Annotated in this window: 29 protein-coding genes and 1 pseudogene; 22 read left to right on the top strand and 8 right to left on the bottom strand. The window is 64.1% G+C overall.

The window, feature by feature from the left end:
• Positions 1–161 (bottom strand): annotated as a pseudogene (locus tag AYJ54_RS53935) (DUF3280 domain-containing protein); the annotation flags it as partial.
• A gap of 61 nt (positions 162–222) precedes the next feature.
• Here AYJ54_RS53935 and AYJ54_RS09310 point away from each other — a divergent pair.
• The 6 genes from AYJ54_RS09310 (at position 223) to AYJ54_RS09285 (ending at position 5,257) form a co-directional block, all read left to right on the top strand.
• Complete coding sequence (locus AYJ54_RS09310; RefSeq protein ID WP_063698565.1) at positions 223–1,404, top strand: ABC transporter substrate-binding protein; 1,182 nt, start codon at positions 223–225, stop codon at positions 1,402–1,404.
• 193 nt (positions 1,405–1,597) lie between these two features.
• Positions 1,598–2,566 carry a YVTN family beta-propeller repeat protein gene (locus AYJ54_RS09305; protein ID WP_063698717.1) on the top strand — a complete coding sequence of 323 codons (969 nt, stop codon included), beginning with the start codon at positions 1,598–1,600 and terminating at the stop codon, positions 2,564–2,566.
• Positions 2,563–3,372, top strand: a complete 810-nt coding sequence (locus AYJ54_RS09300; protein WP_063698563.1) for an ABC transporter ATP-binding protein — start codon at positions 2,563–2,565, stop codon at positions 3,370–3,372. The genes AYJ54_RS09305 and AYJ54_RS09300 overlap by 4 nt, the downstream gene beginning before the upstream one ends.
• Positions 3,369–4,217, top strand: coding sequence for an ABC transporter permease (locus tag AYJ54_RS09295; protein ID WP_063698561.1), 849 nt, complete (start codon positions 3,369–3,371; stop codon positions 4,215–4,217). Before AYJ54_RS09300 ends, AYJ54_RS09295 begins: the two co-directional genes overlap by 4 nt.
• Positions 4,214–4,828, top strand: a complete 615-nt coding sequence (locus tag AYJ54_RS09290; RefSeq protein ID WP_063698560.1) for a hypothetical protein — start codon at positions 4,214–4,216, stop codon at positions 4,826–4,828. The genes AYJ54_RS09295 and AYJ54_RS09290 overlap by 4 nt, the downstream gene beginning before the upstream one ends.
• 126 nt (positions 4,829–4,954) lie before the next feature.
• The gene (locus AYJ54_RS09285) at positions 4,955–5,257 is read left to right on the top strand and encodes a copper-binding protein (RefSeq protein ID WP_063698558.1); all 303 of its coding nucleotides are present in this window, start codon (positions 4,955–4,957) and stop codon (positions 5,255–5,257) included.
• 18 nt (positions 5,258–5,275) lie between these two features.
• On the opposite strand, the gene AYJ54_RS09280 is transcribed toward AYJ54_RS09285, so the two are convergent.
• Positions 5,276–5,833 (bottom strand): PQQ-dependent catabolism-associated CXXCW motif protein, encoded by a 558-nt coding sequence (locus tag AYJ54_RS09280; protein WP_063698556.1) that lies wholly within the window; start codon positions 5,831–5,833, stop codon positions 5,276–5,278.
• Entirely contained in the window at positions 5,830–6,714 is an 885-nt protein-coding gene (locus AYJ54_RS09275; protein ID WP_063698554.1) for a substrate-binding domain-containing protein, read from the bottom strand. Before AYJ54_RS09275 ends, AYJ54_RS09280 begins: the two co-directional genes overlap by 4 nt.
• Positions 6,715–6,857: 143 nt before the next feature.
• Here AYJ54_RS09275 and AYJ54_RS09270 point away from each other — a divergent pair, with 143 nt between their 5' ends.
• Both AYJ54_RS09270 and AYJ54_RS09265 read left to right on the top strand, forming a co-directional pair.
• Positions 6,858–7,784, top strand: coding sequence for a quinoprotein relay system zinc metallohydrolase 2 (locus tag AYJ54_RS09270; protein WP_063698552.1), 927 nt, complete (start codon positions 6,858–6,860; stop codon positions 7,782–7,784).
• A 45-nt stretch (positions 7,785–7,829) separates the two neighbouring features.
• Positions 7,830–8,648 carry a quinoprotein dehydrogenase-associated SoxYZ-like carrier gene (locus tag AYJ54_RS09265; protein ID WP_063698550.1) on the top strand — a complete coding sequence of 273 codons (819 nt, stop codon included), beginning with the start codon at positions 7,830–7,832 and terminating at the stop codon, positions 8,646–8,648.
• A gap of 278 nt (positions 8,649–8,926) precedes the next feature.
• Here the strand turns inward: AYJ54_RS09265 and AYJ54_RS49110 are convergent, their stop codons facing one another.
• On the bottom strand, positions 8,927–9,202 hold the full coding sequence (locus AYJ54_RS49110) for a hypothetical protein (RefSeq protein WP_136623565.1): 276 nt from the start codon (positions 9,200–9,202) through the stop codon (positions 8,927–8,929).
• A 567-nt stretch (positions 9,203–9,769) separates the two neighbouring features.
• Between AYJ54_RS49110 and AYJ54_RS53930 the strand changes: the two genes are divergently transcribed.
• Entirely contained in the window at positions 9,770–10,006 is a 237-nt protein-coding gene (locus tag AYJ54_RS53930; RefSeq protein ID WP_082905560.1) for an ATP-binding protein, read from the top strand.
• 194 nt (positions 10,007–10,200) lie between these two features.
• On the opposite strand, the gene AYJ54_RS09260 is transcribed toward AYJ54_RS53930, so the two are convergent.
• Positions 10,201–10,560 (bottom strand): hypothetical protein, encoded by a 360-nt coding sequence (locus AYJ54_RS09260; RefSeq protein ID WP_063698548.1) that lies wholly within the window; start codon positions 10,558–10,560, stop codon positions 10,201–10,203.
• A gap of 86 nt (positions 10,561–10,646) precedes the next feature.
• Between AYJ54_RS09260 and AYJ54_RS09255 the strand changes: the two genes are divergently transcribed.
• The 5 genes from AYJ54_RS09255 to AYJ54_RS09235 are packed head-to-tail and all read left to right on the top strand — an operon-like array spanning position 10,647 to position 14,303.
• Positions 10,647–11,627 (top strand): ABC transporter substrate-binding protein, encoded by a 981-nt coding sequence (locus AYJ54_RS09255; RefSeq protein ID WP_063698716.1) that lies wholly within the window; start codon positions 10,647–10,649, stop codon positions 11,625–11,627.
• 1 nt (position 11,628) lies between these two features.
• Entirely contained in the window at positions 11,629–12,366 is a 738-nt protein-coding gene (locus tag AYJ54_RS09250) for an ABC transporter permease (protein WP_063698546.1), read from the top strand.
• Positions 12,356–13,084, top strand: coding sequence for an ABC transporter ATP-binding protein (locus AYJ54_RS09245; RefSeq protein WP_063698543.1), 729 nt, complete (start codon positions 12,356–12,358; stop codon positions 13,082–13,084). Before AYJ54_RS09250 ends, AYJ54_RS09245 begins: the two co-directional genes overlap by 11 nt.
• Before the next feature lie 48 nt (positions 13,085–13,132).
• Positions 13,133–13,927 carry a pentapeptide repeat-containing protein gene (locus AYJ54_RS09240; protein WP_063698540.1) on the top strand — a complete coding sequence of 265 codons (795 nt, stop codon included), beginning with the start codon at positions 13,133–13,135 and terminating at the stop codon, positions 13,925–13,927.
• 25 nt (positions 13,928–13,952) lie between these two features.
• Positions 13,953–14,303, top strand: coding sequence for a hypothetical protein (locus AYJ54_RS09235; protein WP_063698539.1), 351 nt, complete (start codon positions 13,953–13,955; stop codon positions 14,301–14,303).
• A 9-nt stretch (positions 14,304–14,312) separates the two neighbouring features.
• On the opposite strand, the gene AYJ54_RS09230 is transcribed toward AYJ54_RS09235, so the two are convergent.
• Positions 14,313–14,522 (bottom strand): hypothetical protein, encoded by a 210-nt coding sequence (locus AYJ54_RS09230; RefSeq protein ID WP_063698537.1) that lies wholly within the window; start codon positions 14,520–14,522, stop codon positions 14,313–14,315.
• 219 nt (positions 14,523–14,741) lie between these two features.
• Between AYJ54_RS09230 and AYJ54_RS09225 the strand changes: the two genes are divergently transcribed.
• A complete protein-coding gene (locus tag AYJ54_RS09225) occupies positions 14,742–15,812 on the top strand; it encodes an efflux RND transporter periplasmic adaptor subunit (RefSeq protein WP_063698534.1) in 1,071 nt (356 codons plus the stop codon).
• Positions 15,805–18,960 carry an efflux RND transporter permease subunit gene (locus AYJ54_RS09220; RefSeq protein WP_201724154.1) on the top strand — a complete coding sequence of 1,052 codons (3,156 nt, stop codon included), beginning with the start codon at positions 15,805–15,807 and terminating at the stop codon, positions 18,958–18,960. Before AYJ54_RS09225 ends, AYJ54_RS09220 begins: the two co-directional genes overlap by 8 nt.
• 209 nt (positions 18,961–19,169) lie before the next feature.
• On the opposite strand, the gene pqqA is transcribed toward AYJ54_RS09220, so the two are convergent.
• Entirely contained in the window at positions 19,170–19,250 is an 81-nt protein-coding gene (pqqA, locus tag AYJ54_RS09215) for a pyrroloquinoline quinone precursor peptide PqqA (RefSeq protein WP_012029362.1), read from the bottom strand.
• Positions 19,251–19,432: 182 nt separating this feature from the next.
• A complete protein-coding gene (lanM, locus tag AYJ54_RS09210; protein WP_063698532.1) occupies positions 19,433–19,825 on the bottom strand; it encodes a lanmodulin LanM in 393 nt (130 codons plus the stop codon).
• A 197-nt stretch (positions 19,826–20,022) separates the two neighbouring features.
• Here lanM and AYJ54_RS09205 point away from each other — a divergent pair, with 197 nt between their 5' ends.
• From AYJ54_RS09205 to AYJ54_RS09180, 6 genes are all read left to right on the top strand, one after another.
• Positions 20,023–20,274 (top strand): hypothetical protein, encoded by a 252-nt coding sequence (locus AYJ54_RS09205; RefSeq protein WP_063698530.1) that lies wholly within the window; start codon positions 20,023–20,025, stop codon positions 20,272–20,274.
• Positions 20,275–20,508: 234 nt separating this feature from the next.
• Positions 20,509–22,173, top strand: a complete 1,665-nt coding sequence (locus tag AYJ54_RS09200) for a methanol/ethanol family PQQ-dependent dehydrogenase (protein ID WP_063698528.1) — start codon at positions 20,509–20,511, stop codon at positions 22,171–22,173.
• 13 nt (positions 22,174–22,186) lie between these two features.
• Entirely contained in the window at positions 22,187–22,543 is a 357-nt protein-coding gene (locus AYJ54_RS09195; RefSeq protein WP_063698526.1) for a c-type cytochrome, read from the top strand.
• Positions 22,540–23,466 (top strand): substrate-binding periplasmic protein, encoded by a 927-nt coding sequence (locus tag AYJ54_RS09190; protein ID WP_063698524.1) that lies wholly within the window; start codon positions 22,540–22,542, stop codon positions 23,464–23,466. Before AYJ54_RS09195 ends, AYJ54_RS09190 begins: the two co-directional genes overlap by 4 nt.
• A 359-nt stretch (positions 23,467–23,825) precedes the next feature.
• Positions 23,826–24,839: an FUSC family protein gene (locus tag AYJ54_RS09185; protein WP_245328946.1), complete on the top strand. Its 1,014-nt coding sequence runs from the start codon at positions 23,826–23,828 to the stop codon at positions 24,837–24,839.
• Positions 24,840–25,003: 164 nt separating this feature from the next.
• The gene (locus AYJ54_RS09180) at positions 25,004–25,993 is read left to right on the top strand and encodes a Bug family tripartite tricarboxylate transporter substrate binding protein (protein WP_063698522.1); all 990 of its coding nucleotides are present in this window, start codon (positions 25,004–25,006) and stop codon (positions 25,991–25,993) included.
• Positions 25,994–26,042 lie beyond the last annotated feature (49 nt).

Below are 26,042 nucleotides of genomic sequence, written 5' to 3'. Positions count from 1 at the left end.
AGCTCGAAATCGAACACCGCCAGTTTCGGCGGGTCGGCGAACGCGGCTGATCCCGTCAACAGCAAGACGGCGATCGACAGCAGCGCTCGCATGAACGTAATTCCAGCCCTCGTGCGCGCAAGGACGAAATGCGGGGTTGCAAGCCGGGCCAAATCGGTCATGCTTCCAGCAGAGACAATTCTCCACCGGCGGTCAAGCCGGGGAGGACGAGACGGAGGATACATGATCCGATGGTTGGTCGGCCTGCTGGCTTTGAGTCTTGCGGCGACGCAGACGCTCGCGGCCGACCCCATCGAGATCGGCGTCGGCTATCTCGGCGTCGCCGGCACCAGATCGACGCTGTCGCTGGTCGAGCAGCCGGCCGAGAATGACGGCGTCGCCGGCGCGCGCCTTGCGATCGAGGACAACAACACCACTGGAAAATTCCTCAACCAGCGTTTTGCGCTGGAGGAGCGCCGGATCAAGGAAGGCGAGGACCCGGTCCAGGCCGCCACCGCGCTCGCCGAGCACAACGGCTTCATCATCGCCGATCTTCCACCCGATGCCCAGCTGAAGGTCGCGGATGCCTTGCGCGAGCGCGGCACGCTGCTGTTCAACGCCGGCGCGATCGACGAACGGCTGCGCGAGGCCGATTGCCGCGCCAACGTCATCCACACCGCACCGACGCGGTCGATGCTCGCCGACGCGCTCGGCCAGTATCTGGTGTGGAAGCAGTGGAAGCGCTGGTTGCTCGTGGTCGGCTCGCATGACGAGGACAAGCTCTATGCCGACGCGCTGAGGCGCGCCGCCACGCGGTTCGGCGCCAAGATCGTGCAGGAGCGCACCTTCGAGGACACCGGCGGTGCGCGCCGCACGGATAGCGGCGTGACGCTGCTCCAGCGCCAGATGCCGGTGTTCACTCAGCAGGCGCCGGCCTATGACGTGCTGGTCGTCGCCGACGAGAGCGAGGTGTTCGGCGCTTACCTACCCTATCGCACCTGGGATCCGCGGCCCGTCGCCGGCTCGGCAGGCCTCGTGCCGCGGAGCTGGGATGCAGCGCAGGACCAGTGGGGCGCGATCCAGATGCAGAACCGCTTCATGAAGCTGAATTCGCGGCGGATGACGGCGCTCGACATGCAGGCCTGGACGGCGGTGCGCATGATCGGCGAGGCCACCTCGCGCACCAATTCCGGCGACGTCAAGAAAGTCACCGACTTCATCAAGGGACCGGATTTCTCGGTCGCCGCCTTCAAGGGCACGCGGCTGACCTTGCGCGACTGGAATCTCCAGCTGCGCCAACCGATCCTCTTGGTCGACGGCCGCATGGTGGTGTCGGTCTCGCCGCAGGAAGGATTTCTGCACCAGGTCTCGGAGCTCGATACGCTCGGCTATGACCGCCCGGAGAGCAAATGCAAGCTGAAATGAGCGACGTGAGATGAGATCGACCGCCCGCCACAACGACGCTGCGCTCCCTCTCCCGCTTGCGGGGGAGGGTTGGGGTGGGGGTATCTCCACGAAGAAGAAGCCCCAAGAGGAGCGAGCCCTCACTCGCATCGCATCTATCGATGCGATGCGACCTCCCCCGCAAGCGGGGGAGGTGAAGCCGATCCGCAGCGGAATGTTGCGCATGTGGCGTGTTGGGCTCTTGTCCGGACTGGTGCTGGCGGCAGCGCCCGCGCACGCGTTCATCGCCTACGTCTCGAACGAGAAGAGCAACACAGTGTCGGTGATCGACACCGAGAGCTGGACGGTGACCAAGACCATCAAGGTCGGCCAGCGCCCGCGCGGCATCGAGTTCACGCGCGACGGCAAGTTCGTGATGGTCGCGGTCGGCGATGACGACACCATCCAGGTGATCGATGCCAAGACTCAGGGGGTGGTGGACAGCCTGCCCTCCGGCCCCGATCCTGAATTGTTCACCCAGGATGCCGCCGGGAAGACCCTTTATGTCGCGAACGAGAACGACAACACGGTGACTGTGATCGATCTCGAGAAGCGCGCGCGGCTCGGCGACATCCAGGTTGGCGTCGAGCCCGAGGGCATGACCATCAGCCCCGACGGCAAGACGCTGATCAACACGTCGGAAACGACCAACATGGCGCATTTCATCGACACATCGTCGCGCCAGATCGTCGCCAACGTGCTGGTCGACGCGCGGCCGCGTTTTGCGGAGTTCAAGCACAATAGCTCGGAATTGTGGGTGTCCTCGGAGATCGGCGGCACCGTGTCGGTCATCGATCCCAGGAAACATGAGGTGATCGGCAAGGTCACCTTCGAAATCCCGGGCCTGCGCCGCGAGGCGATCCAGCCGGTCGGCATCGGCATGACCAAGGACGACAAGACCGCCTTCATCGCGCTCGGGCCCGCGAACCGCGTCGCGGTGGTCGATACCGCCACGCGCAAGGTGACGAAATATCTGCTGGTCGGCCAGCGCGTCTGGCACATGGCGTTCACGCCCGACGAGAAATATCTGCTCACCACCAACGGCGTGTCGAACGACGTCTCGGTGATCGACGTCGCCGCGCAAAAGGTGATCAAGACCATCCAGGTGGGCGAACTGCCCTGGGGCATCACGATCGCGCCATGACGAGCCCTGCTCCCATTACAGAGCCACGCGAGGCCGCTCAAAAGCCTGATCCGGCCGCCGTGCCGGCGCTGTCGATCGACGGCGTCAGCCATTCTTACGGCCCGCGCCGGGCGCTGATCGATGTCTCTTTCAACGTTGCGCCGGCGAGTTTCACCGCCCTGCTCGGCCTCAACGGCGCCGGCAAGAGCACGCTGTTCTCGCTCATCACGCGGCTGTTCGGCATCCAGAGCGGCCGCGTCGGCATCTTCGGCCATGACATCAGCAGTTCACCCGGCGAGGCGCTGCGGCTGCTCGGCGTCGTGTTCCAGCCGCGCACGCTCGATCTCGACCTGTCGCTGACGCAGAACCTGCTTTATCACGCCGCGCTTCACGGCATCAGCCGCCGCGAGGCCACCGCGCGCTCCGCCGAGCTGCTCGGCCGCATCGGGCTTGCGGACCGTGCGGGCAGCAAGGTGCGCGATCTCTCCGGCGGCCAGATGCGGCGGCTGGAGATCGCACGCGCCCTGCTGCACCGGCCGCGCCTGTTGCTGCTCGACGAGCCGACCGTCGGCCTCGACGTCAAGGCGCGCGCGGACATCATCAGCCATGTCCGCCAATTGGTGACGGAACAGGGTATCGGCGTGCTCTGGGCCACGCATCTGTTCGACGAGATCACGGCGAGCGACGACCTCGTGGTGCTGCATCAGGGCAAGGTGCTGGCGAAAGGGCCGGTCGGCCGCGTGATTGCCGAAGCGGGCGCGCAGGACGTCAACACCGCGTTCATGCGCCTGACGGGCACGCAAGTCATGCCGGGAGGCGGCGCATGAGCAGCATCACTGCACACGACGCCCCGCGCGGCTTCTCGCTTGCCAAGTACATGACCTGCCTCACCGGCATTGTCTGGCGCGAGGGCCTGCGCTTCCTGCATCAGCGCGAGCGCTTCATCTCCGCGCTGGTACGGCCCCTGGTATGGCTGTTCATCTTCGCGGCCGGTTTCCGCCAGGTGCTCGGCATCTCGATCATCCCCCCTTACGAGACCTACATCCTCTACGAGGTCTATATCGCGCCGGGGCTGATGGCGATGATCCAGCTCTTCAACGGCATGCAGTCCTCGCTCTCGATGGTCTATGACCGCGAGATGGGCAACATGCGGACGCTTCTGGTGAGCCCGCTGCCGCGCTGGTTCCTGCTGTTCTGCAAGCTGCTCGCGGGCACCGCGGTGTCGCTGCTCCAGGTCTATGCGTTCCTGCTGATCGCCTGGTTCTGGGACATCACCCCTCCCCCGCTCGGCTATCTCACCGTGCTGCCGGCGCTGATCCTGTCCGGGCTGATGCTGGGCTCGCTCGGCATGCTGATCTCCTCCGGCATCAAGCAGCTCGAGAACTTTGCCGGGGTGATGAACTTCGTGATCTTCCCGATGTTCTTCGCCTCCTCCGCGCTCTACCCGCTCTGGCGGGTACAGGAGGGCAGCCCCTATCTTTATTATGTCTGCCAAGCCAATCCATTCACCCATGCAGTGGAGCTGATCCGCTTCGCGCTGTATGGACAGATCAACTGGATCTCGCTGGCGGTGGTCGCGACCTGCACAATCGTGTTCATGATTGGCGCGATTCTCGCCTATGATCCGTCGCGCGGGCTCGCGCGACGGGGCCCTGCAGGAGGCGAAGGATGAGATTAGGGATCGTGACCATGGCTGCTCTTGCGCTCGCAGTTGCGAGCACGGTCGCGCGCGCCGCCGATCCGCGCTATCCTGACTGGCCCTGCACGCAAGCCAAGGTTCCGGAAATCTCGCTTGCAGCCGTCTGGGCCGGACCGCCGCTCGACGATGTCCAGAGCAAGTGGAAGGACGATGCGAAGGTCAGCGCGCTGGTCTCAAAGCTCGCGGCGCGCAAGACGCCGCTGGACGAGGCCGAGAAGTCGGTGAAAGACTTCCTGGCAGGTTCCGCCTCCGACAAGACTGCGAATGCCAAGCTGCTGTTCGCCGGCCTGTTCGACACACTCAACGCCCAGCGCTCCTCGGTCATGAGCGGGCTCGAACGTGTCAGCCACAAGCAGCGCGAAGCCGCCGACAAGATCCGCGAGGAGACCCTCCAGCTCCAGGCCCTCCAGGGCGCGAAGCCTCCCGACGAGACCAAAGTCGAGGCACTCAGCAATCAGCTGATCTGGGAGACCCGCATCTTCGAGGACCGCCGCAAGGTGGTGCGATTCGTCTGCGAGGTTCCGACCACGATCGACCAACGCCTGTTCGCGCTCGGACGCGTGATCCAGCAGGAAATGGAATAGCGTCAGCCTCGCTGACGGCTCATGAAAAGTTCGCGGATTGGCCCCGCTTTTGCCGCGCTATCTGCCGGAACCAAATCGATTTATCATGTCTTGTCGAAGTGAACCTCGAACGGTCGGGAGGCCTCGATGGGAACAGCAAAATTCATTTACGCGGGGGCTGCGGCCATCGGCATGCTCGCGTCGCCGGCATTCGCCGCTGACGACATGAACGGAATGATCACGAAGATCGACCGGCTCAACAACACCATCTCGATTCAGCAGATGCAGAAGGGAACGGTCGGCGGCAGCGCGGGCGGCGCCGGCGCACTCCAGGAGTACAAGGCGAAGGACGCCGGGATGCTCGAAAGCGTTCACGCCGGTGACAGGGTGACGTACTCCGCGACCGACACCAACGGCACCGGCACGCTCACCAAGCTTCAGAAGCAATAGCTCCCGCTTAGTCGATAGCTACTGTTCGGGGCGCGGCTCCGGCTGCGCCTCTTCGGTGGGAAGCCTTGCGCGCTCCCAGCCGTCGGTGCCGTCTGGATACCAGGCAACGTTGGAATAGCCGTAGGCGAGCGCGCGCTTGCCGGCGTTCCAGGACATCCAGCAATCGGCCTGGCAATAGATCACCACCAGCGCCGCCTTGTCGCCATGCGTTGCGCTGGCGAGGCCGCGCTGGAAATAGTCGTCCGTCGCGGGCGGCAGCGCGCCATAGCCGGTGTCGGGCAGCCAGATGCTGCCGGGAATGTTCTTGCGCGGCATGTCGCGCCAGACGGTGCCCGCGGGAAGGTTCTTCGGCTTCGGCGGACGCGGCAGCACATCGACGAAGGCGCCGGTCTTCGCCCGCCAGATGGCCTCGGCCTCTGCGGTCGTGAGCACGCGCGCGCCTTGCAGCGTCGCCGGCACCGGCGCGCGGTAATTGTCAGTGCGGTAGCCTTCGGGCTCGAACGGCTCTTGCTGCTGCGCGAACGCCGGCGCCGCCAGTGCGGCGGCGACGAGCGCAGCAGCAAGATGCCATCTCATGGGTTCTTCTTGGCGGTCTCCGCACCGAGCGGCCGGTCGCTCTCGTCGAGCAGCGGGACGCCGAACTCGATCAGGATCTTGTTGATCTCGCCCTGGTTCTCCTGGATCAGCTTGTTGAGCTGCCGCTTCCAGTTCTGGTCGGCAGGACGCACGCCCATGCCGATGCGATAGACGAGCTTCGGTCCGGTGGCTTCCTTCACCAGCGGCGTGACATGGAGCGAGGCGCCGGCCTGCTTGGCATAGAAGCCTGCCATCGGCCCCCACAGCACGCCGGCATCGATCGTGCCGGCGGCGAGATCATCAACCATCGCCTTCGCCGAATTGTCAAAGCGCGTGTCGATCATCAGCGGATAGGGCTTTGCGTTGGTCATCAGGCCGGCAATGGCCATGTTGGTCGCCGGAGGTGTGCCGGCGATGATGCCGATGCGCTTGCCTTTAAGCCGAGCGTCTTCGAGCGTATCGACGTCCTCGAGCCCGCTGCCCGCCTTCGCGACCAGCGCGTAGGTCGTGCGGTAATAGGGATTGGTGCCCTGCACGAGATCGTCGCCTTGCGGGAAACCCATGATGACGTCGCAGCGATGCGCGCCCAGCGTCATCCGCACGAAGCCCGTGGCCTGCGGGAAGAACACGTAGTCGAGCTTCTTCTGGAGCTTGTCCGCGAACAGCTCGGCGAGCTTGTTCTCGAAGCCTTCGCCCTTCTCATTGGAGAAAGGCAGGTTGCGCGGATCGGCGCAGACTCGCAGCACCTTCGGGTCGACCAGCTCAAACGAGAGATCGCCGCTGTCACTGGTCTGCGCCCGCGCGGCGCCGTCCGCGACGAACATTGCGGTGATCGCCAACAGCGAGAACAACCAGCGACGATGTCGTCCGGCCTCCGTCATCGCGCTTCCTCCTCTTGTCTTGATTGAATGCTAACCATGGATCAGGTTACGCGCCACGGTCGGCGAAGTTTCTTGATGACTTCGCTTGGGATCTTGCTTGTTGCAGTGCAACGCCGCGCGACGATCGGAACTGAGGCGTAAAGATGGCGCATGTCGCTCTGGTGATCGCGGTGCTCGCCGTGCTGGGGATGCCAACGCTAGCACGCGCAACCCCTCCTGAATTGCCTGTGAGCGAAGTTGCACCCGGAATTTTCGTGCACGCTGGGTCAATTGCGCTGATGAACTCCGAGAACGAGGGCGCGATCGCCAATGTCGGCTTTATCATCGGCAATGACGCGGTGGCCGTGATCGATACCGGCGGCAGCGTCCGCGAGGGCGAGGCGCTACTGGCGGCGCTGCGGGCCCGAACCGACAAGCCGATCCGCTACGTCATCAACACCCACGGCCATCCCGACCACATCTTCGGCAATGCCGCCTTCGTCGCACAAGGGACCAGCTTTGTCGGCCACAGCAAGCTGCCGCAGGCGCTTGCCACGCGCGGCCCATACTATCTCGACAATTTTCGCCGCATCATGGGCGACGAACTGATCGCGCCGGTCAAGATCGTGCCGCCCACCCTGCTGGTTTCGGACAACATGACGCTCGACCTCGGATCGCGTCGCCTCAGCTTGCGGGCTTGGCCTGCCGCGCATAGCGACAACGACCTGACGGTGTTCGATGAGACGACGAAAACCCTGTTCGCGGGCGACCTCGACTTCCTCCGCCATATTCCGGTGATGGACGGCAGCATCCGCGGCTGGCTCGCCCTGCTTAAGGACCTCGAAACCATCCCTGCGCAGCGCGTCGTTCCCGGTCACGGACCCGTGACCGAGTGGCCTGCCGCGCTCGCCGATGAGCGGCGTTATCTCTCGACACTGCTGGCCGACGTCCGTGCGCTCAACACAAAAGGCGAGCCGATTCGGTCGGCGGCGGACAAGGCGGCGGCGTCGGAGCGGTCGCATTGGGACCTGTTCGACGACTACAACGCCCGCAACGCAACCGCAGCATTTTCGGAAATTGAATGGGAGTAGCGGGCGCGCTACGCTCGCTCCGATCACCTGCGCGAGACCACGACCATGATGGGACACCCTCTCCGCCTGACCTTGATCGTCGCGCTGCTCGGCATCGCCTTTGCCGCGCCGGCGCGCACTGAAGAGGCCTATGATCCCTGGCCGGGTCTGGTGCAGGACATCTTCGGCAACCGTCCGATGAACGACGGCAGTGACGTCATCGGCATCGAGATGCCTTATCGCGCCGAGGATGCAGCCATCGTTCCCGTGACCTTGCGCAGCAAGCTGTCGCCCGGCGATGCCCGCCGCATCCGCGCGATCACGCTCGTGATCGACCATAACCCCGCGCCGATGGCGGCGAAGTTCGAGCTCGGGCCGGACGCCAACGTCACGGAGATCTCCACGCGCGTGCGCGTCAACAACTACACCGACGTTCATGCGGTCGCCGAGCTCAGCGACGGCCAGCTCTACGTCTCCAAGACCTATGTGAAGGCCTCCGGCGGCTGCTCGGCGCCTGCGGTGAAGAATGCCGAGGAAGCCAGGAACCGGCTCGGCCACATGCGCTACCGGCAATTCGCGCGCGAGGACGCGCCCGCGAGCCGCGTCCGCGAGGCGCAGATCATGATCGGCCATCCCAACAATTCCGGCCTCCAGATGGACCAGGTCACGCAGCTCTATATCCCAGCGTTCTTCATCGACCAGCTGAAGCTGACGCAGGACGACAGTCCCGTGCTTTCGATGGAAGGCGGCATCTCGATCTCGGAAGATCCCAATTTACGCTTCACTTATGTCTCCAATGGCGCAAAGCGATTCCGCGCGGAAGCGAAGGACACGGATGGACACGTCTTCCGCAACGAGTGGGATGTGGAGAAGCCTGGCACGTGACGGGCGCTAGCTTAGCCTCTCCCCGCGTTGTGGGAGAGGTACCTCGCGAAGCGAGGCGGGCGAGGGTCTCCCTCCGCGGAGACCTCTCTTGCCGGAATTCGCTGATAGAACCCCTCATCCGGCGCCATGGCCGAAGCTTCGCTTCATGCCGACCTTTGAAGCCTGCTGGAATCTCACGCGCAAACAAAAAAGCCCCCGAGAGGAAACCCATAATGGGAATCCTCCGGGGGCTATTTTTTTTTGCGAAGCTCGTGTCAGTCGTCACAGCAACAGGTTAGTCAATTGCCGCGATAATCACAGGACACGCACATATGACCAGCGCTATCCATGTTCTTCTTAGCATCGTAGCCTGAGTCGTGCAGATTCTGCCTATAAAGTGTCCAAGCAGGTCGTTCGTCAATACTACCGCCTGCCGGAGCGCCAACAGCCATCACAGCTGATTCAATATGGTGTCGATTATGATTGAGTGATGAACCATGACGCTGATCATTACCAGCATTAGCTGATACAGCACCAACAGCTAATATAGCTGTAACCAGAAGTGCGGTCTTCATGATGCACCTCCTAGATACAAAGGCAGCGTAGTTGCTGCCAAATGCAAGGCTACTCCTTCTGTCACCCGGTTCATTGTGAATTAGCTCACATCTTCGCATCGACGCCCGCCCCCGGCTCGGCCGGCTGCATCGCCTCACTGGCCGCGACCGTGACGGCATCGAGCGCCTGCTCGCGATCAAGGTGCCGAGGCCGACGCCGGCACCAATGTCGCAACAAGCCGCCGAGTGAATTCCGACTTCGAGGCGTGATCCGGGCCCGCTCCGATGTCGATTTTTCAGCGCTGTTGCCGGTTTCGCCGCGATTTGCAATCGAAGACTCCGCGCACCGGCCTATGGCTACGTAGGGACAGGTCACCGGCCTTTCGCGCCATCTTCGGAGCACTCCGAAGATGGAGCCTAAACGATCAACCGCAGCCCAAGACGGTCTCGCGTTCCAGTGCTATCAGTAAGAGGCGCTGGGGGACACGATGCAGGAAGAAGCAAGGGTCGAGGTAAAGCCTGACTTTCTCGCGCGGCAGACGAAGGCGCGGCCAGTGCAGGCTCTCGCCGAGTTAATCTGGAAATGCGATCGATGCCGATGCGACGTCCATCAACATTGAGTTCGAGCCGGACGGGATCGGCAGCATCGCTAAGATTGTGGTCGACGACAACGGGGACGGAATGCCTCGCGCAGAGGCTCCGCAGCTCTTCAAAAACCTTGGCGGGTCGTGGAAACAGCTCCGGTTCACCACGCCGCGTCTGAACCGCATGCTACATGGATGCGAGGGTCGTGGGGTTACACGGCTTTCGCGCTCGGCGACGTAGTGAATTGGAAAGTCGTCTACAAGAAAGATGGTGCTCCATTTCGTTATGACATCGCTGTTCTTGAGCAGGACATCGAGCGGGTCCATATCTCGGACACAACGGTGGACGCGCGCAGCGCATCGCGCTGTTTTTATTGGACAATTATCTCCTCTTCGTTTCTCATAAAGGGAGAAGGGAAGGCAGCGCAGCAAGCGTCAAAAACACCTCACCTCTGCTTCCGCCTGCGCGCGTCGGAGATCATTCACGGCGGAGTTGGCCTGTTCGGAGGTGCGAAACTGGACGCCGAGATTGCCGCGCACCTGGGACATGCTGAGCGCGGTCTCCGCGGTGACGTAGCGTTCGTAGGGCACGATCGAGGCGACCACGTCGATCGAGCAGGAGCATTGCTCGATCGCCTGCCGCGTCTCGCCATTGGCCTTCATGCAGCCATAGACATATTCCGCGCGCGCGGAGGTCGGATAGTCATTGGCTTCCTCGGCCCGTGCCACGCATGCGGTCGCCGTGAGCACCGCCAACGCGGCGACAATCGGTCGTAGCTGTCCTGCGAAACTCATGCGCGTCCTCCCGCTGGTTGCGACAGAAACTATGCTATGCCTATTGTCCTGAAAAGAACTCGTTGGTGGAAACGGCTCACAAGGTGATGAGAGGTCTTGCTCGAATAGTGGCGCTGTCGGCCGTGCTGGCGCTGGCGCATCTTGCCCCTGCCCGCGCCGCGGACACGATCCGCCTTGCGGTGCAGAAAACCGGAACATTCTCCTGGGAACTGGCCACGATCCGCGCCAACGGCCTCGACAAGGAGGCCAACCTGTCGCTCGCTGTGACGGAGCTCGCGAGCACCGAGGCCGGCAAGATCGCGATGCGTGCAGGGAACGCCGACATCATGCTGTCGGACTGGCTGTGGGTCTCGCGCGAGCGCTCGCTCGGCGCCAAGCTGACCTTCTATCCCTATTCCAGCGCGCTTGGCGCGGTGATGGTGCCGGCGTCTTCGCCGATCAAGACGCTCGCCGACCTCAGGGGACGCAAGCTCGCCGTTGCCGGTGGGCCGATCGACAAGAGCTGGCTCCTGCTCCAGGCGCGGATGAAGCAGGACGGCATCGACCTGAAGTCGGATGCGACCATCGTCTATGGCGCGCCGCCTTTGCTGGCGGCCAAGGCGCTCGACGGCGAGATGGATGCAAGCCTCAACTTCTGGAATTTCTGCGCCCAGCTCGAGGCCAAGGGCTTTCGCCGCCTCGCCGGCATCGAGGACATTCTGCCGAAGCTCGGCGCCAAGGGCCCGGTCTCCGCCGTCGGCTATGTCTTCGACGAGACCTGGGCGGCGGGCCACCGCGACGCGGTGGCGCGCTTCATCGCGATGACCCGCAAGGCCAAGCAGCTGCTGGTGACCTCCGACGCGGCCTGGGAGAAGGTTGCCCCGCTCACCGGCACCACCGATGCGGCCATGCTCAAGACCTATCGCGACCGCTACCGTGACGGCATTCCGCGCCGAAGCATCGATGACGAGGAGGCGGATGCGCGTGTGCTCTACCGCGTGTTGGCCGAGGTCGGCGGCCGCGACCTGGTCGGACCTGCGCCGGAGCTCGATCCCGGCACTTTCTATCACGCGGTCCCCGGAGACTGAGGTGCTACGTCTTTTGTCGTTTGCCCTGTTCCTCGCGATCTGGTGGATTGCAGCGCTGTTCGTCGGCGGCGCAAAGCTCCCCTCCCCGCCCGCCGTGCTCCAGGTGATGATCGGGGAAGCGGAAAGCGGCGCGCTGTTCCTGCATCTCGGTGCCACGCTCGCGCGCGTCGCGCTCGCTTTCGTGCTGGCGATGTCGCTCGGCAGCGCCATCGGCTATCTGATGGGACGGGTGAAGTTCGCCGACCGGCTCGGCGATCCCTGGCTGATCCTGCTGTTGAACCTGCCGGCGCTGGTCGTGATCGTGCTGGCCTATATCTGGGCCGGCCTCACCGAGGCTGCCGCGATCGCGGCGATCGCCATCAACAAGCTGCCGACCGCAGTGGTCACCTTGCGCGAGGGCACCCGCGCGCTCGACCGTTCGCTCGACGAGATGGCAACCGTGTTCGCGATGCCGCGCTGGCGCGCGTTCCGCCATGTCGTGCTGCCGCAGCTTGCGCCCTATATCGCGGCCGCCGCCCGCTCCGGATTGTCGCTGGTCTGGAAGATCGTGCTGGTCGCTGAACTCTTGGGACGGCCGAACGGCGTCGGCTTCGAGATCGGCGTCGCCTTCCAGCTCTTCGACACCCCGCGGCTGCTCGCCTATTCGCTGACGTTCGCCGCCGTCGTGCTCGTCATCGAAACCCTGCTGGTGCAGCCGTTCGAAGCCCGTGCAACAAGGTGGCGGCCCCGTGCAGCTTGAGGTCGACATCACAGGCAAGACCTTCCGCAGCGCGGCAGGCGAGACGCATGATGTGCTCGCGCCGGTCCGCTTCTCGCTCGGCGCTGGCGAGGTCGGCGTTCTCGTCGGCCCGTCCGGCTGCGGCAAGAGCACGATGCTGCGGATCATCCTGGGCCTCGACCACGACTTCCAGGGCGAAGTCACGCGGCCTCCGAACGCACGCATCGGCATGGTGTTCCAGGAGCCGCGGCTGCTGCCGTGGCGCTCGGTCGAGCAGAACGTGCGGCTGGTGGCGCCGGAGATCGACGACGCGAAGCTCGCCGAATTGTTCAGGATCCTGGAGCTGGAAGCGCACCGCAGCCACTACCCCGGCGAGCTGTCGCTTGGGCTTGCGCGCCGCGTCGCGCTCGCCCGCGCCTTCGCCGTCGAGCCGGACCTGCTGGTGCTCGACGAGCCGCTCGCCTCGCTCGACGATGCCTTGGCCGGCCGCCTGCGCGAGGAGATCGCAACGCTGGTCGCTAGCCGGCCGGTGATGACGCTGCTCGTCACTCATAGCCTCGACGACGCGGTGCGTCTCGGCGACCGCTTGTTCTTCCTGTCGCCGCGGCCGGCGCGGATTCTGGCCGAGGTGCCGATCGCCATCCCCCGCGACGCGCGGGGCGAGGCCGAGATCGCCGCGATCAAGGCCGGCTTGGAGCGGCGGACGCAGAGCGAGCGCGCCGGGCGGGATGTCTCATAGGCACGCGCGCTGCCTTCGTGCTAAACAAGCGTGAAGCGGAGCCTGACGATGAAGGCAAAGGCTGTCCTCACAGCGCTCGGTGTCGTGCTTGCCGCCCCCGCGGCAAACGCGCAGGACATGATGCGCGATGTCGACCTCACCTCGCCTGCGATGGTGTCGGCCGAGATGAGCCGGGCCGAGGTCGAAACCGTGCTCACAAAAGCGAGCGCGGCCGCACCCGCCGACTTCACCGGCAAGCGGCTTTCGGGCCTTGACCTGTCAGGTCTGGACATGTCCGGCGCCATTCTTCGCGCGGCACGGTTGAACAGGACCAAGCTCGCGGGCGCTCACCTGGATCGCGCGATCCTCGATCAGGCCTGGCTGCTGGAGGCCGATCTCACCGGCGCAAGCCTCAAGGGCGCCAATCTGTTCGCCGCGCAAATGGCGCGCGCCCGCCTCGACGGCGCCGATCTGACGGGCGCTCGCATCGCCGCCGACCTCACCGGTGCAAGCCTCGTCGGCGCCTCGATCGCGGAGGCGCATCTTGGCGCCGACATGCGCAACCAGTCGATGGGGCTGATGCGCGCCGTCCTGCGCTCGGCCAATCTGGCAGGCCTCAACGCGCGCAACGCCGATCTCTCGCGCGTCGATCTCGAATTCGCTTCCCTCAAAGGCGCCGATCTGACCGGCGCCTCGCTTAGGAGCGCCCAGCTCGGCGGCGCCGACCTGAGCGGAGCAACCGTCATCGGCACCGATTTCGAGGGCGCCGACCTCGTCTCGAGCAAGCTGATCGCGCCGATCGGCCTTGACCGCGCCAAGAATCTCGACAAGGCAAGAAACAGCGAGCGCGTCATCAGGAAATGACGGCGTGATTTGGGAGGAGCGGCTGATGACGCGTTGGTGTCTGGCTTTGATCGTCGTGGTGGCATGTGCCGGCGGAGCCGCCGCGCAGAGCAAGGGCAAGGGCATCCGGTTCTGGAACCTGACGACCGAGACGATTTCCGGCTTTCAGCTCTCGCCGGCGGGCAGGACCGACTGGGGACCGAACCAGACCTTGAACGACAAGGACAAGGAGGTCGACCATGACGAGCGGCTGCGGATCACCGGCGTCGAGCCCGGCCGCTACGACGCCAAGGTCAGCTATCCCAATTCACGGCAGTGCATCGTCCGCGACATCGAGATCAGGGCGGACGCGGTGTTCTCGATCGCCGACAAGGATCTGAAGGACTGCACCAAGTAATGCCGATGCTCAGGCCTTGTCATGCGTGTGCGGATATTCGCAGCGCCATCGCACGGCCTGCCACTTCGGATGCTCGCCGATCCATTGCGCGATGTAGGGCGGCGCCGCCATGGCGCATTGCCTCGGCGAGCCGCCATAGGAAAACACCAGATGCTGCTCCTCGCAGGTCGCGGGCGAGAGCACGGCGCAGACAGTCACAATCAGATCAATCGGATTCATGCCGAAATCCTTGTGTCCTCGGTCAAGGGATAACATAGAGGGCTACGTTGGACGCAACGGGAAGTTTCAATCCCGCGTGAAGAGAAACCGGAACCGGGGCGTCGTTGGCCGCACGCTGCGCCCATCAAGCTCTCCCGCAGGGTAGCAAGACGACAACCGGCGCCTTGCCGCCGGTTCAGTTCGTCAATAAGCTGGTTCCCAACAACTGCTAACAGGCTAATGGCTCTCACGAAAACCCTATGGCGCGGCGTTGCGGTCGCTGTGCGTTTGCTGGCTCTGGTCGCCGGCATCTGGCTCTTCGCCGGTGAAGTCCGGCAAGCGGTTTCAGAGGAGCCGCAGCCGGGCACCCCGAATTCGAGCCGCGCCGAGCCTTCCCGCACTGCAAACAGCGACCAGGCCGTGGTCAAACTTACTCCCGGCCAGCAGAAGCAGATTGGGCTCGAAACGGCGGCTGTGGAAACAGCTCTGCACCCCGAGCAATTCCGCGCATACGGCGCGGTACTGGACATCTCCCGCATCACCGAGCTGACCAACAGTTACGCCAACGCGCAGGCACAGCTCCAGACGGCGCAAGCCAGGCTCGAGGTCGCAAAGAGCGCATTCGAGCGGACCAGGAATCTCGTCGAGTCAGCGGCGCTCCCCAAGAAGGAGGCCGAGACCGCGGAGGGAACATTCCGGACGGACAAGGCCGCGCTCGCCGCCGCCGAGTCGCAGCTCAGGACCCTCGCGGCAACGGCGCAGCAGGAGTGGGGGCCGGTGATCGGCCGGGGAATCGTCGAGCGCTCGTCCCTCGTGGTCCGGCTCATCGAACGCGATCAGTTTCTCGTCCAGGTGACGCTACCGCCGGGCGTGACGGTCATGGGGACTCCGGGAACGGCTCTCGCGCAAGCGCCGACACGGAACGCGAATATCGATCTACAGTATGTCTCGCCAGCGACGCGCACCGACCCGCGCGTTCAGGGATTGAGCTATTTCTTCTCCGCACCCGGCGACAGCGGTCTCTTGCCCGGCATGAACACCACCGTTTATGTGCCGTCGGGCAACACATACGAGGGCGTCTTCGTCGAGGATACCGCGATCGTGCGATGGCAAGGTCGCTCGTGGGTTTACCTGCGCGTGAACGCCGACAGCTTCAGACGACATCCGATCAGCACCGATCAGCCCGTTTCGGATGATGACTACGTTGTCCGGGACATCCCATCGGGCTCGGAAATCGTGATCCGGGGCGCACAGGTCTTGTTGTCCGAGGAGGCAAAGAGCGAGCTTCGGGGCGACACCGACAATGACTGACGGCATTGGCTCAGGCAAGTCAGGGCCGCAAGTCGCTCTCGTATCTTTCGCCATTCGCTTCCGGGGCATCGTGCTGGCGGTTTCGTGCGCGCTGCTCGGCTACGGCCTGTTTGCGCTTGGCGAAGCCAAATACGGAGTCTTTCCCGAATTCGCGCCGCCACAGGTCACGATCCAGACCGAGGCGCCCGGCCTCAGTCCGGAGCAGGTCGAGATTCTCGTGACGCAACCGATCGAAACCTCGATCAACGGTCTGGCCGGCGTCGAGAGCCTGCGCTCGTCATCGATCCAGGGACTCTCCGTGGTGACCGTCATCTTCCAGCCGGGCAAGGATATCTACCGGGGGCGCCAATTGGTGACCGAGCGTCTCGCGGTCGTTGCCTCGCGGCTGCCCCAAGGCGTGCAGGCGCCGTCGATGACGCCTTTGACTCCACTGGCCGGCACGGTGCTCGTCGTCGGCCTGACCTCCGACCAGCGCTCATTGATGGACTTGCGCACGGTCGCGGACTGGACCGTGGCAAGGCGTCTCCTGGCCGTCCCGGGCGTGGCCCAAGTGTCCACCTACGGCAGAGATGTCAGATCGTTGCAGGTGCAGGTCCGGCCGGACGATCTGATCCGTTTCCGGATCGGCCTGAATGACGTGCTGGCCGCCGCGCGGAAGGCCACCGGAGTACGGGGCGCCGGCTTCGTCGATACGGCCAATCAGCGCATCACGTTGCAAACCCAGGGGCAGTCTTTGACGCCCGACCAGCTTGCCCGCACGGTGCTTCTGCACGAGGGCGGCGCCAGCGTGGTACTCGGCGATGTCGCCACAGTGGTGACCGCTCCCGAACCACCGATCGGCGCCGCCCTCATCGACGGCACGCCCGGCATCATGCTCATGGTGAGCCAGCAATACGGCGCGAATACAAGGGAAGTCACCATGCGGGCGGAAGCCGCGCTGCAAGAGCTGCGCCCGGCGCTCGAAGCCGACGGGATTCGGCTCCACGCGGATCTGTTTCGTCCTGCCAACTTCATCGACACGGCGACCGACAACGTTCTGAACGCCTTGCTGATAGGCGGGGCGCTCGTGATCATCGTTCTGTTCCTGTTTTTGTTCGACTGGCGTACCTCGATCATCAGTTGCACCGCCATCCCCCTGTCGTTGATCACGGCCGTGCTCGCCCTGCAATGGATGGGCGAAACCCTCAACACCATGACATTGGGTGGCCTTGCGATCGCCATCGGCGAAGTCGTCGACGACGCCGTGATCGGTGTCGAGAATGTCGTGCGCCGACTGCGCGAAAATCGCCGGGCATCGAAGCCCAGAGTCGAGGCTCGCGTTGTGCTTGAGGCCTTCCTCGAGGTGCGTACTGCTGTTGCCTACGCAACGTTTGCGGTGCTGCTGGTGTTCTTCCCGGTCCTCGCGCTTTCGGGCATTGCCGGCCGCCTCTTCGGTCCGCTCGGCATCGCCTACATTCTTGCGGTGGTTGCCTCGCTCGCGGTCGCGCTTACGGTGACGCCGGCGCTCTCGATGCTGCTGCTCGTCGGGAGGGCCGGCCACCAGCGCCTGCATGAACCGCCTGTGGTGCGGTGGTCCCGCCGCTACTACCAGGCATTGCTGCGTCGCATCGGCCGCTTCCCGAAGCTCGTGATGACGGCGGCCGTGGTTCTGACGATCGCCGGTGCGGCTATGCTGCCGTTCTTCGGCGGGACATTCCTGCCGGATCTCCGCGAAGGCCATCTGATCCTGCACGTCTCCGCGATTCCCGGCACGTCGCTCGACGAATCGCTGCGTATCGGCAAGCTGATCACGGATGCACTCGAGCAGATTCCCGGCGTACGCAGTGTGGCGCAGCACGCGGGCCGCGCCGAGGCCGGCATCGACACGGTGGGGCCGCATTCCAGCGAGTTCGAGGTCGACTTGCAGCCTGGGCTCTCCGGCAAGGAGCAATCCGCCGCAGAGGCGCGCATCAGGGCCGCCTTGGCCGACTTCCCCGGCGTTTCCTTCTCGAGCAAGACCTACCTGACGGAGCGGGTGGAGGAAACCGTTTCAGGCTTCACCGCAGCAGTAGTCATCAACATCTACGGCCCCGACCTCGATTCACTCGAGAGCACAGCGCGCAACGCCGCCCGGGAACTCGACGAGGTCCGGGGCGCGATCGACGTGCAGCAGCGATCCCCGCCGGGGATGCCGCAGGTCAATGTGACGCTTCGTCCGAGCGATCTACAGCGCTGGGGGCTCGACGCGGTCGAAGTGCTCGAACTGATCCGCACCGCCTACCAGGGCGACGTCGTCGGCCAGGGGTATGAAGGCAATGCGGTGTTCGATGTGATCGTTATCCTCGACGCGCATGATCGTGCACGCCTCACTCAGATCGGCGATATGCCGGTGCGCACGCCGAGCGGAGCTTACATTCTGCTGAAGCAAATCGCCGACGTCTACGAAACCTCCGGCCGCTATCAGATCCTGCATCAGAACGCCCAGCGCGTTCAGACGGTAACGGCAAATGTGAGCGGACGCGATCTCGAATCCTTCGTCACCGCGGCCAAGCGCAAGATGGCGCGCGAGGTCACACTGCCGCCCGGTGCGCATATAGAGTTTGCCGGAGCGGCCGAGGCGCAAGCGCAGTCGCGGCGCGACCTCATCGTCAACTCGTTGCTGGCCGGGACCGGCATTGTCCTTCTGCTTGCGATGGTGACCGGCCATTGGCGAAACCTGCTGCTGGTGCTGATCAACTTGCCGTTCGCATTCGTCGGCGGCGTGTTTGCGCTGGCGCTGACCGGCGGCGTGCTTTCGCTCGGCTCGATGGTAGGCTTCGTGACCCTGTTCGGGATCACGCTGCGCAACTCCATCCTGATGATCTCGCACTACGAGCACCTCGTTCTCATCGATGGCCGGGTGTGGGGACCCGATACCGCCATCGAAGGTGCAGCCGATCGCCTTATTCCGATCCTGATGACGTCCCTGGTGACGGGCCTGGGCCTGTTGCCGCTGGCGCTCGGCGCGGGGGAGCCGGGGCGAGAAATCGAGGGCCCGATGGCGATCGTCATCATGGGGGGCCTCGTGACGTCGATGGCCCTCAATCTGCTGCTGCTGCCAACCCTTGCGCTTCGTTACGCGAGTTTCAAGGTGAAGCCTGAGCCCGCGACCGGAAGTGTCGCGGTCTAACGCAAGCCTGGCGTCCGGAGGTGGGCACTGCGCGATGCCCGACCCTGGATGGGACGCGAGTCGCGACTCGAATGCGTCAGACAATCGGATGATTTGAAGACGCTTCGCACATGATGAGGACGACTGGGCCGGCGCACCGCACGCCATAAACACCACCGCGGCTTCAATGGTGTTTGCCATTGAAGCCGCGGCGGGTCCGTCAGGTGGTCTTACTTGCGCGCAGCGCAGGCGTACATGTTGATTTCCATGCCCACCGGCACTTCCACGATCTTCGGAGCTTTCCAAGCCATTCGGGGTCTCCCAAGGTATTGAGCGCGACATCGCGCGGACCGAAACCTAGGGCTGCATCGCGCACCGCGCAAGCCGGTAATCGAACGCCGAACACAGAGATGCAGCCTTTTAAGCGATGATAGTTCCCTCTCGGGCAAATGGTGTTCGCTCTCGGTCAAGCCACGACGCGCGCTGCGCGCATCTATCGCAACAGCCGCACCAGTGCGCGCCCGGCACGCGAATTCAACTCCTTGGCGTCCAGCGTCCCATCATTGTCGGGATCTGCTGCCTTGAAGCGCTGTTCCACCACCGCGAGATACTCATCCAGCGTGAGCGTCCCGTCGTGATCGGGATCGGCGGCGGCGAGCTCTTTTGCAGTCAACCGTCCGCGCAATTCCCGCGCATCGAGCGTGCCGTCGTGATCGGCATCGAGCTTGGCGAACAGCGCAGCGGCGGCCTTCTTCGCCTCGGCAAGATCGACCGTTCCGTCATTATCGGTATCAAACATCTTGACCGCGTTGCGGGATGCCGACCAGGCCGGGCCGCCAAGCAGCAGGCCGGTCAACGCAAGTGCAATGGAGCGGCGCGATATCATCAAGACCTCCCTTGGAGAAAATCCCCGCGTGGCGCGGGATCGAGACAACCATAAGTCCATTGTCCGGGGCTGGTTTCAAGCCCCGGGTTCGCTGCGGACCCCGGGTCATGCGCAAAGTTGACGGATTTCGGGTGGACCGTCGGCCCGCACCATCGCCTTATTGCGGATATTGTCATGCTGCACCAGCGAGGCTGCCCATGAACATCCCGACCCCAATTCCACTTTGCTGTGCCGTTGCGATTGGCCTCACCTCTTCCGTTGCGGCGCAGAGTAGGGCTCTTCCCAAATCGATGCCGCCTGCGACTGCCAAGGCTGAAACCCTGACTGGCAAGGAACGGCTCGGTCCCAAATGGACGGACGAGCAGCGCATCGACAACTGCAATGTGCCGCCGGACAAGCGCGGAACCAAGCCGCGTCCGATTCTGTGCTCGAACCATCTGACCAACTAGACGCGCGAACGGTGCGCCACCGCGACAAGCAGCACGCGTCGCGTCATGCCGTGGAATTGCGCCAGCGCATCAACACAAGTGGAGTCGATTGTCGAAAGGTTTACTCAAGGTAACTGGCATCTGGCGTGCAAACACTTCGACGCACAACTTGCGACTTTTCGTGTTGACGCGTTTTGCTTTCCGACAGAGTGTTGCTCCCGCAGCGTCAAAAGGCGCGCATATTGGGAGGAACGGATGAAATGCTTTGCGATGGCCGCGAGCCTCGTCATGCTTGCATCAACGTGTGCGAACGCACAGACCACCGAGCAACTGGTCAAAGGGGCGACTGATACATCGAATGTTCTCAACTACGGGATGGGCTACAATCTCCAGCGCTTTTCGACGCTGAATCAGATCAACAAAGACACCGTCAAGAACCTCGTCCCGGTCTGGAACTACAGCTTCAACGACGATCGCAGCGAGGAATCGCAGCCGCTGGTGTACCAGGGCGTGATCTACGTGACGTCGCACAACGCGACCATGGCGGTCGACGCCAAGACCGGCAAGCAGATCTGGAAGAGCAAGATCGAATATCCCGCCGAGACGCCGCGCATCGTCTGCTGCGGCATCATCAACCGCGGCGCTGCGCTCTACGACGGCAAGGTGTTCCGCACCACGCTCGATGCCAACGTGATTGCGCTCGATGCCAAGGACGGCAAGGAGCTCTGGCGGCAGAAGGCCGCCGACGTCAAGGAAGGCTATTCGATGACGGTCGCGCCGCTGGTCGCCGACGGCGTCGTCGTCACCGGCATGTCCGGCGCCGAGTTCGGCACGCGCGGCTTCATCGATGGCTGGGATCCTGCAACCGGCAAGCATCTCTGGCGCACCCATTCGATCCCCTCGCCGGACGAGCCCGGCGGCGACACCTGGAAGGGCGACACCTGGAAGCTGGGCGGCGGCTCGACCTGGATCACCGGCTCCTATGATCCGGAGCTGAACACGGTCTATTGGGGCATCGGCAATCCCGGACCGTTCAATTCGGCGGTGCGTCCCGGCGACAACCTCTACACCTGCTCGGTGCTGGCGATGGATCCCAAGACCGGCAAGATCAAGTGGCACTACCAGTTCTCGCCGAACAATCCGTTCGACTACGACTCGGTCGCCGAGATGGTGCTCGCCGACATGAACGTCGAGGGCAAGCCGACCAAGGTCCTGATGGACGCCAACCGCAACGGCTTCTTCTACGTGCTCGACCGCACCAACGGCAAGCTGCTCGCGGCCAACCCTTACGTGAAGGTGAACTGGGCCACCGGCATCGACATGAAGTCGGGCCGGCCGATCGAGACTGATGTTGCGAAGGACGCACGCGAGGGCAAGAAGGTCATCGTCTATCCGTCGATCCTCGGCGGCAAGAACTGGGAGCCGATGGCGTTCAATCCGCAGACCGGACTTGCCTACGCCAACACGCTCGCCTTCGGCGGCAGGTACAAGACCGAGCCCGTCACCTTCAAGCAGGGTGAATGGTATCTCGGCATGGACCTCACCGATCCCTGGGAATTCGGTGACGGACCGCGCGGCCATCTCAAGGCGATCGATCCCTTGACCGGCAAGGCGAAGTGGGAAGCGCCGAGCGACATCCCGCGTTTCTCCGGTGTCTTGTCGACGGCGGGCGGCGTCGTGTTCACGGGCACGCTGACCGGCGAGTTCGAAGCCTTCGACGCCGACACCGGCAAGAAGCTCTGGCAGTTCCAGACCGGCTCGGGCATCGAGGGACAGCCCGTCACCTGGCAGCAGGACGGCGTGCAGTACATCGCCGTCACCAGCGGCTATGGCGGCGTCTACTCGCTGTTCTCCGGTGACGAACGGCTCGCCAAGGTGCCGCCCGGCGGCTCGCTCTGGGTTTTTGCGGTCAAGCAGTAACCACAGGCGACACGTGCTGAGAGAGGTATCTCATAAGACGGCGGCGATCCTCGCCGCCGTCACGGCGCTCACGGTCGCGCTTGTGGCGACCGTCCGTGCCGCGGACGATTCATCCGGTAATCCGGTTCAGGCGCAGATCGACCACGGCAAGTCGACCTATGCCGAGAAATGCTCGCACTGCCACGGCCCCAATCTTATGAACTCCGGCACCATCACCCCGGACCTGCGCGCCTTCCCCGACGACAGGACACGTTTCGTCACCACGGTGAAGAACGGCAAGAACAACAAGATGCCGCCCTGGGGTGACATCCTCAATGACGATGACATCACGGACCTCTGGGCGTTCATCTCGAGCCGGAGACGGCAATGAGGCGCCGGCTGGTGACGTGCGGTCTTGCGGCGCTTTTCGCGGTTCTGGCGACGGCCGCTTGCGCGGCTGAACCCTTGCGCATCTGTCTCGACGAGGATCGGCCGCCGCTGTCGGCACATCGCCGCGGCAAGCCGGACGCCGGCTTCGACGTGACGCTGGCGCAGGCGATCGCGGATCGAATGGGACGACCGCTGAAGATCCAGTGGTTCGAGAGCAAATTAGATGAGGATTCGAGCCCGCAGCTCGAGGCCAATGCGCTGCTCTCCGACGGCCGCTGTTCGCTCGTCGGCGGCTACGCGCTGACGACGGATTCGCTGGTGGCTCCCGGCATGAAGACCGCGCGGCTTCCCGACTTCGACGGCGCCACGCGCGAGGACCGGCGCCGCCGTGTCGCGCTCGGCGTCCTCGCGCCGAGCCGGCCTTACGTCTATTCGCCGATGACTGTGGTGCTCGGGCCGAAGGCGCGCGAGCGCAGGATCGGCGACATCGGCGATCTTGCAGGCCTTCGTCTCGCGATCGAGAGCGGCTCGCTCGGCGACGCCATCCTGATGACCTTCGACAAGGGCCGCCTGATCGATAACATCACGCATCTCGTTCCCGGCCGCGACGACCTGCTCGGCGCACTCGACCGCGGCGTCTATGATGCGACGCTGATCGACCTCGGCCGCTTCGACGCCCATCGCGCCGTCCATCCCGATACGGCGATCACCGCCTCCGGCTACTACTATCCGATCGGCGCCAATCGCGGCTATGTCGGGCTTGCGAGCGACCCTGCCTTGATCACCGAAGTCAACAAGGCGCTCGGCGAGCTTGCCGCCGAAGGCAGGATCGCCGAGCTCGGCAAGCAGGCCGGCCTCACCTATCTGCCGCCACGGGAGCCTGCGATCCTCGGCGACGTCTGGAAGCAGATCATCCAGCGGTGAGATTTACCGCCGTCATTCCGGGGCTCCGAAGGGCGAACCCGGAATCCATCTCCCCGCAGAACATGCGGCCTGATGGATTCCGGGCCTGCGTGCTGCGCACGCATCCCGGAATGACGGCGGATGTGGCTGGGCGCAACCACATCGACTGGTTCGGCGCCTCGTTCTCCGCTGTCGTGCGAAAGCGGGGCATCCAGTACGCCGCGGCTTCTCCGTATCATTCACCGTCTCTGGAATACTGGATCGCCCAGTCGAGCCGGGCGATGACAGCGAGAGCTGTGGCACGGCCATCGCACGCGGGCCAAGGTACTGAGGCCATTTTCGTGCTATGCGTAGCGCTTCCTTCGACGATCTGGTGCATTGTGAGCCCGCCGATAGTTGCAAGGCTGCGAGACCTGCTCTCCCGCGAAATCAAGACCGGCGAGCTCCTGCGAGCGCTGGTCGTCGTCGGTCCGATCGTGGCCGCCTATTTCCTGACGCGCGAGCCGGCCCTTTTGAACCTGGGATTGATCGCGGTTTCGCTGCTCATTCCCGCGCTTAAACTTCGGCTGGCACCGAGGGCGGTCGCATTGCACTATCTCGCGATCCTCTTCACCTTTGGCACGCTCTTCCTCGCCGCTCCGATCAAGCCGCTGTTCGTAGCGTTGACGGCACTCGCCGGATTCCTTGCCGTTGCGGTGACGCGCTACGGAGACAACTTGCGGACCCTCGGCAATTGGGTGTTCATCCCGGCCGTCTATCTCGCCTGCGAAGTGCGCGAGGGGGTGAGCGCTACGGAGGCCCTGCGTCATGCAGGCGTCATCATCGCGTCCTCGCCGGTTGCGCTTGCGCTCGTCTGCGGCGTCCAGATTTATGACCAGCGGCGAGGCAATGCCGTGACGTCCTCCTACGGACCGCCCTCCCCCGAATGGTTCCTGCCCGCCGCCGCAACCGCCATGGCGGTGTTCGCCGCGGCGGCCCTGGTCGAGATTTTGAATCTCGCCCAGGGGCAATGGGTGATGTGGTCGGCCGCAAGCGTCGTCGTCGGCGACCTCTCCGCCTCCACCGGCAAGCTGAAGCAAAGAGCGATCGGGGCGCTCGTCGGTGTCCCGCTCGGCTTCCTCGCAGGTGTCGCGCTGCCGGTCGGCCGGGTCGGCTATGCGCTCGCGGTGCTCGCTGCCACCCTCACGCTGATTTCATTCTCCAGCTACATTGTCGCCTTCGGCCTGCGTTGCTTCTTCATCGCGCTTGCGGCCTCCTTCGCCGGCGGCGCGAGCGGCATTGCCGAAGAGCGCGTGGCCAACGTGATCACGGGCGGCGCGTTCGGCCTCATTGCGGTGGCCCTGACGGAGATCGTCTGGCTGCGCGTCGTGCGGAAAGCCCGTTCGTCCAGATAACACGCGACAAGGATCGACCTGCATCGCGCGCGGGAGCGCGGCGCCACGATCCGGACCAGGCGCCTTCCCTCGAATGCGCCAATCTGTCTCGCCTGTCGCCCATTTCACAGGCCGCATGATGCAGTACCCTCGACGAAAAATTCAGGAAGGGATTGAAGGGATTCATGTCCGCGAAGCTCGATCGCCGCCACTTCATCGCAGCCGGCACCGCCGCTACCGTGATGCCTTCCATCTCGCGCCCCGCCTCGGCGCAAGCCGCCTGGCCGTCGCGGCAGATCCGCATGATCTGCAGCTACCCTGCCGGCGGACAGACCGACCTGCTGGCGCGCGCATTCGGCGAGTTCATCTCGAAGCAGGTGGGAAAGACCGTCGTCATCGAAAACAAGCCCGGCGCCTCGGGCGCGATCGGCACGGCAGAGGTCGCCCGTGCAGAGCCCGACGGCCACACGGTGCTGTGCTCGATCTCGACCACCTACATCATGAACCGGGTGGTCATGAAGAATCCAGGCTACGACATGGATAAGGACCTGACGCTCGTCAGCGTCATTCCGGGCGCCGGCCTACTGCTGGTGGCGAACCCTAAAACCGGCATCAAGACGCTGGACGACTTCGTCGCGTTCGCGCGCAAGAGCGGCAAGGTGAACTTCGGCACCTATAGTGCGGGCTCGGCCCCGCACATGACGATCAATGAGCTCAACAAGCAGTATGGCCTCAGGATCGAGCCGGTTCACTATCGTGGCGAAGCCCCGATGTGGACGGGGATGCTGGAAGGCACGCTCGATGCCGCGATGGGCAGCTACACGGCCGCGCAATCCGTTCTGCAAAGCGACCGCGGCACCGTGTTCGCGGTGCATTCGAAGAAGGTCGACGCGATCCCGAACATCAAGACTCTCCCCGAGCAGGGCGCAACATCGAAGTTTTTCACGGTGAGCGGCTTCACAGGCTGGGCCGTGCCGAAGGCGACGCCGCAGCCGATCGTCGACCGGCTCGCCGAACTCTGCGTGGCTGCCAACAGCGATCCGAAAGTGAAGGAGGTGCTCAGCACGTTCGTGCTCGAACCGGCGCTCGGGTTCAAGGAGACAAATGCCCTGTATCAGCGCGAACTGCCGATCTGGATCGAAAGCGCGCGGTCGCTTGGCCTGGAGCCGGCCTGACTCCAAAAGCGAAACGCCCGCCTGCAGAGGCGGGCGCCTCGATCGGTGC

It is taken from the genome of Bradyrhizobium centrolobii (genome assembly GCF_001641635.1).
Classification (GTDB): domain Bacteria; phylum Pseudomonadota; class Alphaproteobacteria; order Rhizobiales; family Xanthobacteraceae; genus Bradyrhizobium; species Bradyrhizobium centrolobii.
This window is presented reverse-complemented; position numbering and strand designations above follow the sequence as displayed.

Coding starts and splice junctions, on each gene's coding strand:
- AYJ54_RS09310 (WP_063698565.1), top strand. CDS start 223: ATGATCCGATGGTTGGTCGGCCTGCTGGCTTTGAGTCTTGCGGCGACG.
- AYJ54_RS09305 (WP_063698717.1), top strand. CDS start 1,598: ATGTTGCGCATGTGGCGTGTTGGGCTCTTGTCCGGACTGGTGCTGGCG.
- AYJ54_RS09300 (WP_063698563.1), top strand. CDS start 2,563: ATGACGAGCCCTGCTCCCATTACAGAGCCACGCGAGGCCGCTCAAAAG.
- AYJ54_RS09295 (WP_063698561.1), top strand. CDS start 3,369: ATGAGCAGCATCACTGCACACGACGCCCCGCGCGGCTTCTCGCTTGCC.
- AYJ54_RS09290 (WP_063698560.1), top strand. CDS start 4,214: ATGAGATTAGGGATCGTGACCATGGCTGCTCTTGCGCTCGCAGTTGCG.
- AYJ54_RS09285 (WP_063698558.1), top strand. CDS start 4,955: ATGGGAACAGCAAAATTCATTTACGCGGGGGCTGCGGCCATCGGCATG.
- AYJ54_RS09280 (WP_063698556.1), bottom strand. CDS start 5,833: ATGAGATGGCATCTTGCTGCTGCGCTCGTCGCCGCCGCACTGGCGGCG.
- AYJ54_RS09275 (WP_063698554.1), bottom strand. CDS start 6,714: ATGACGGAGGCCGGACGACATCGTCGCTGGTTGTTCTCGCTGTTGGCG.
- AYJ54_RS09270 (WP_063698552.1), top strand. CDS start 6,858: ATGGCGCATGTCGCTCTGGTGATCGCGGTGCTCGCCGTGCTGGGGATG.
- AYJ54_RS09265 (WP_063698550.1), top strand. CDS start 7,830: ATGATGGGACACCCTCTCCGCCTGACCTTGATCGTCGCGCTGCTCGGC.
- AYJ54_RS49110 (WP_136623565.1), bottom strand. CDS start 9,202: ATGAAGACCGCACTTCTGGTTACAGCTATATTAGCTGTTGGTGCTGTA.
- AYJ54_RS09260 (WP_063698548.1), bottom strand. CDS start 10,560: ATGAGTTTCGCAGGACAGCTACGACCGATTGTCGCCGCGTTGGCGGTG.
- AYJ54_RS09255 (WP_063698716.1), top strand. CDS start 10,647: ATGAGAGGTCTTGCTCGAATAGTGGCGCTGTCGGCCGTGCTGGCGCTG.
- AYJ54_RS09240 (WP_063698540.1), top strand. CDS start 13,133: ATGAAGGCAAAGGCTGTCCTCACAGCGCTCGGTGTCGTGCTTGCCGCC.
- AYJ54_RS09235 (WP_063698539.1), top strand. CDS start 13,953: ATGACGCGTTGGTGTCTGGCTTTGATCGTCGTGGTGGCATGTGCCGGC.
- AYJ54_RS09230 (WP_063698537.1), bottom strand. CDS start 14,522: ATGAATCCGATTGATCTGATTGTGACTGTCTGCGCCGTGCTCTCGCCC.
- AYJ54_RS09225 (WP_063698534.1), top strand. CDS start 14,742: ATGGCTCTCACGAAAACCCTATGGCGCGGCGTTGCGGTCGCTGTGCGT.
- AYJ54_RS09220 (WP_201724154.1), top strand. CDS start 15,805: ATGACTGACGGCATTGGCTCAGGCAAGTCAGGGCCGCAAGTCGCTCTC.
- pqqA (WP_012029362.1), bottom strand. CDS start 19,250: ATGGCTTGGAAAGCTCCGAAGATCGTGGAAGTGCCGGTGGGCATGGAA.
- lanM (WP_063698532.1), bottom strand. CDS start 19,825: ATGATATCGCGCCGCTCCATTGCACTTGCGTTGACCGGCCTGCTGCTT.
- AYJ54_RS09205 (WP_063698530.1), top strand. CDS start 20,023: ATGAACATCCCGACCCCAATTCCACTTTGCTGTGCCGTTGCGATTGGC.
- AYJ54_RS09200 (WP_063698528.1), top strand. CDS start 20,509: ATGAAATGCTTTGCGATGGCCGCGAGCCTCGTCATGCTTGCATCAACG.
- AYJ54_RS09190 (WP_063698524.1), top strand. CDS start 22,540: ATGAGGCGCCGGCTGGTGACGTGCGGTCTTGCGGCGCTTTTCGCGGTT.
- AYJ54_RS09180 (WP_063698522.1), top strand. CDS start 25,004: ATGTCCGCGAAGCTCGATCGCCGCCACTTCATCGCAGCCGGCACCGCC.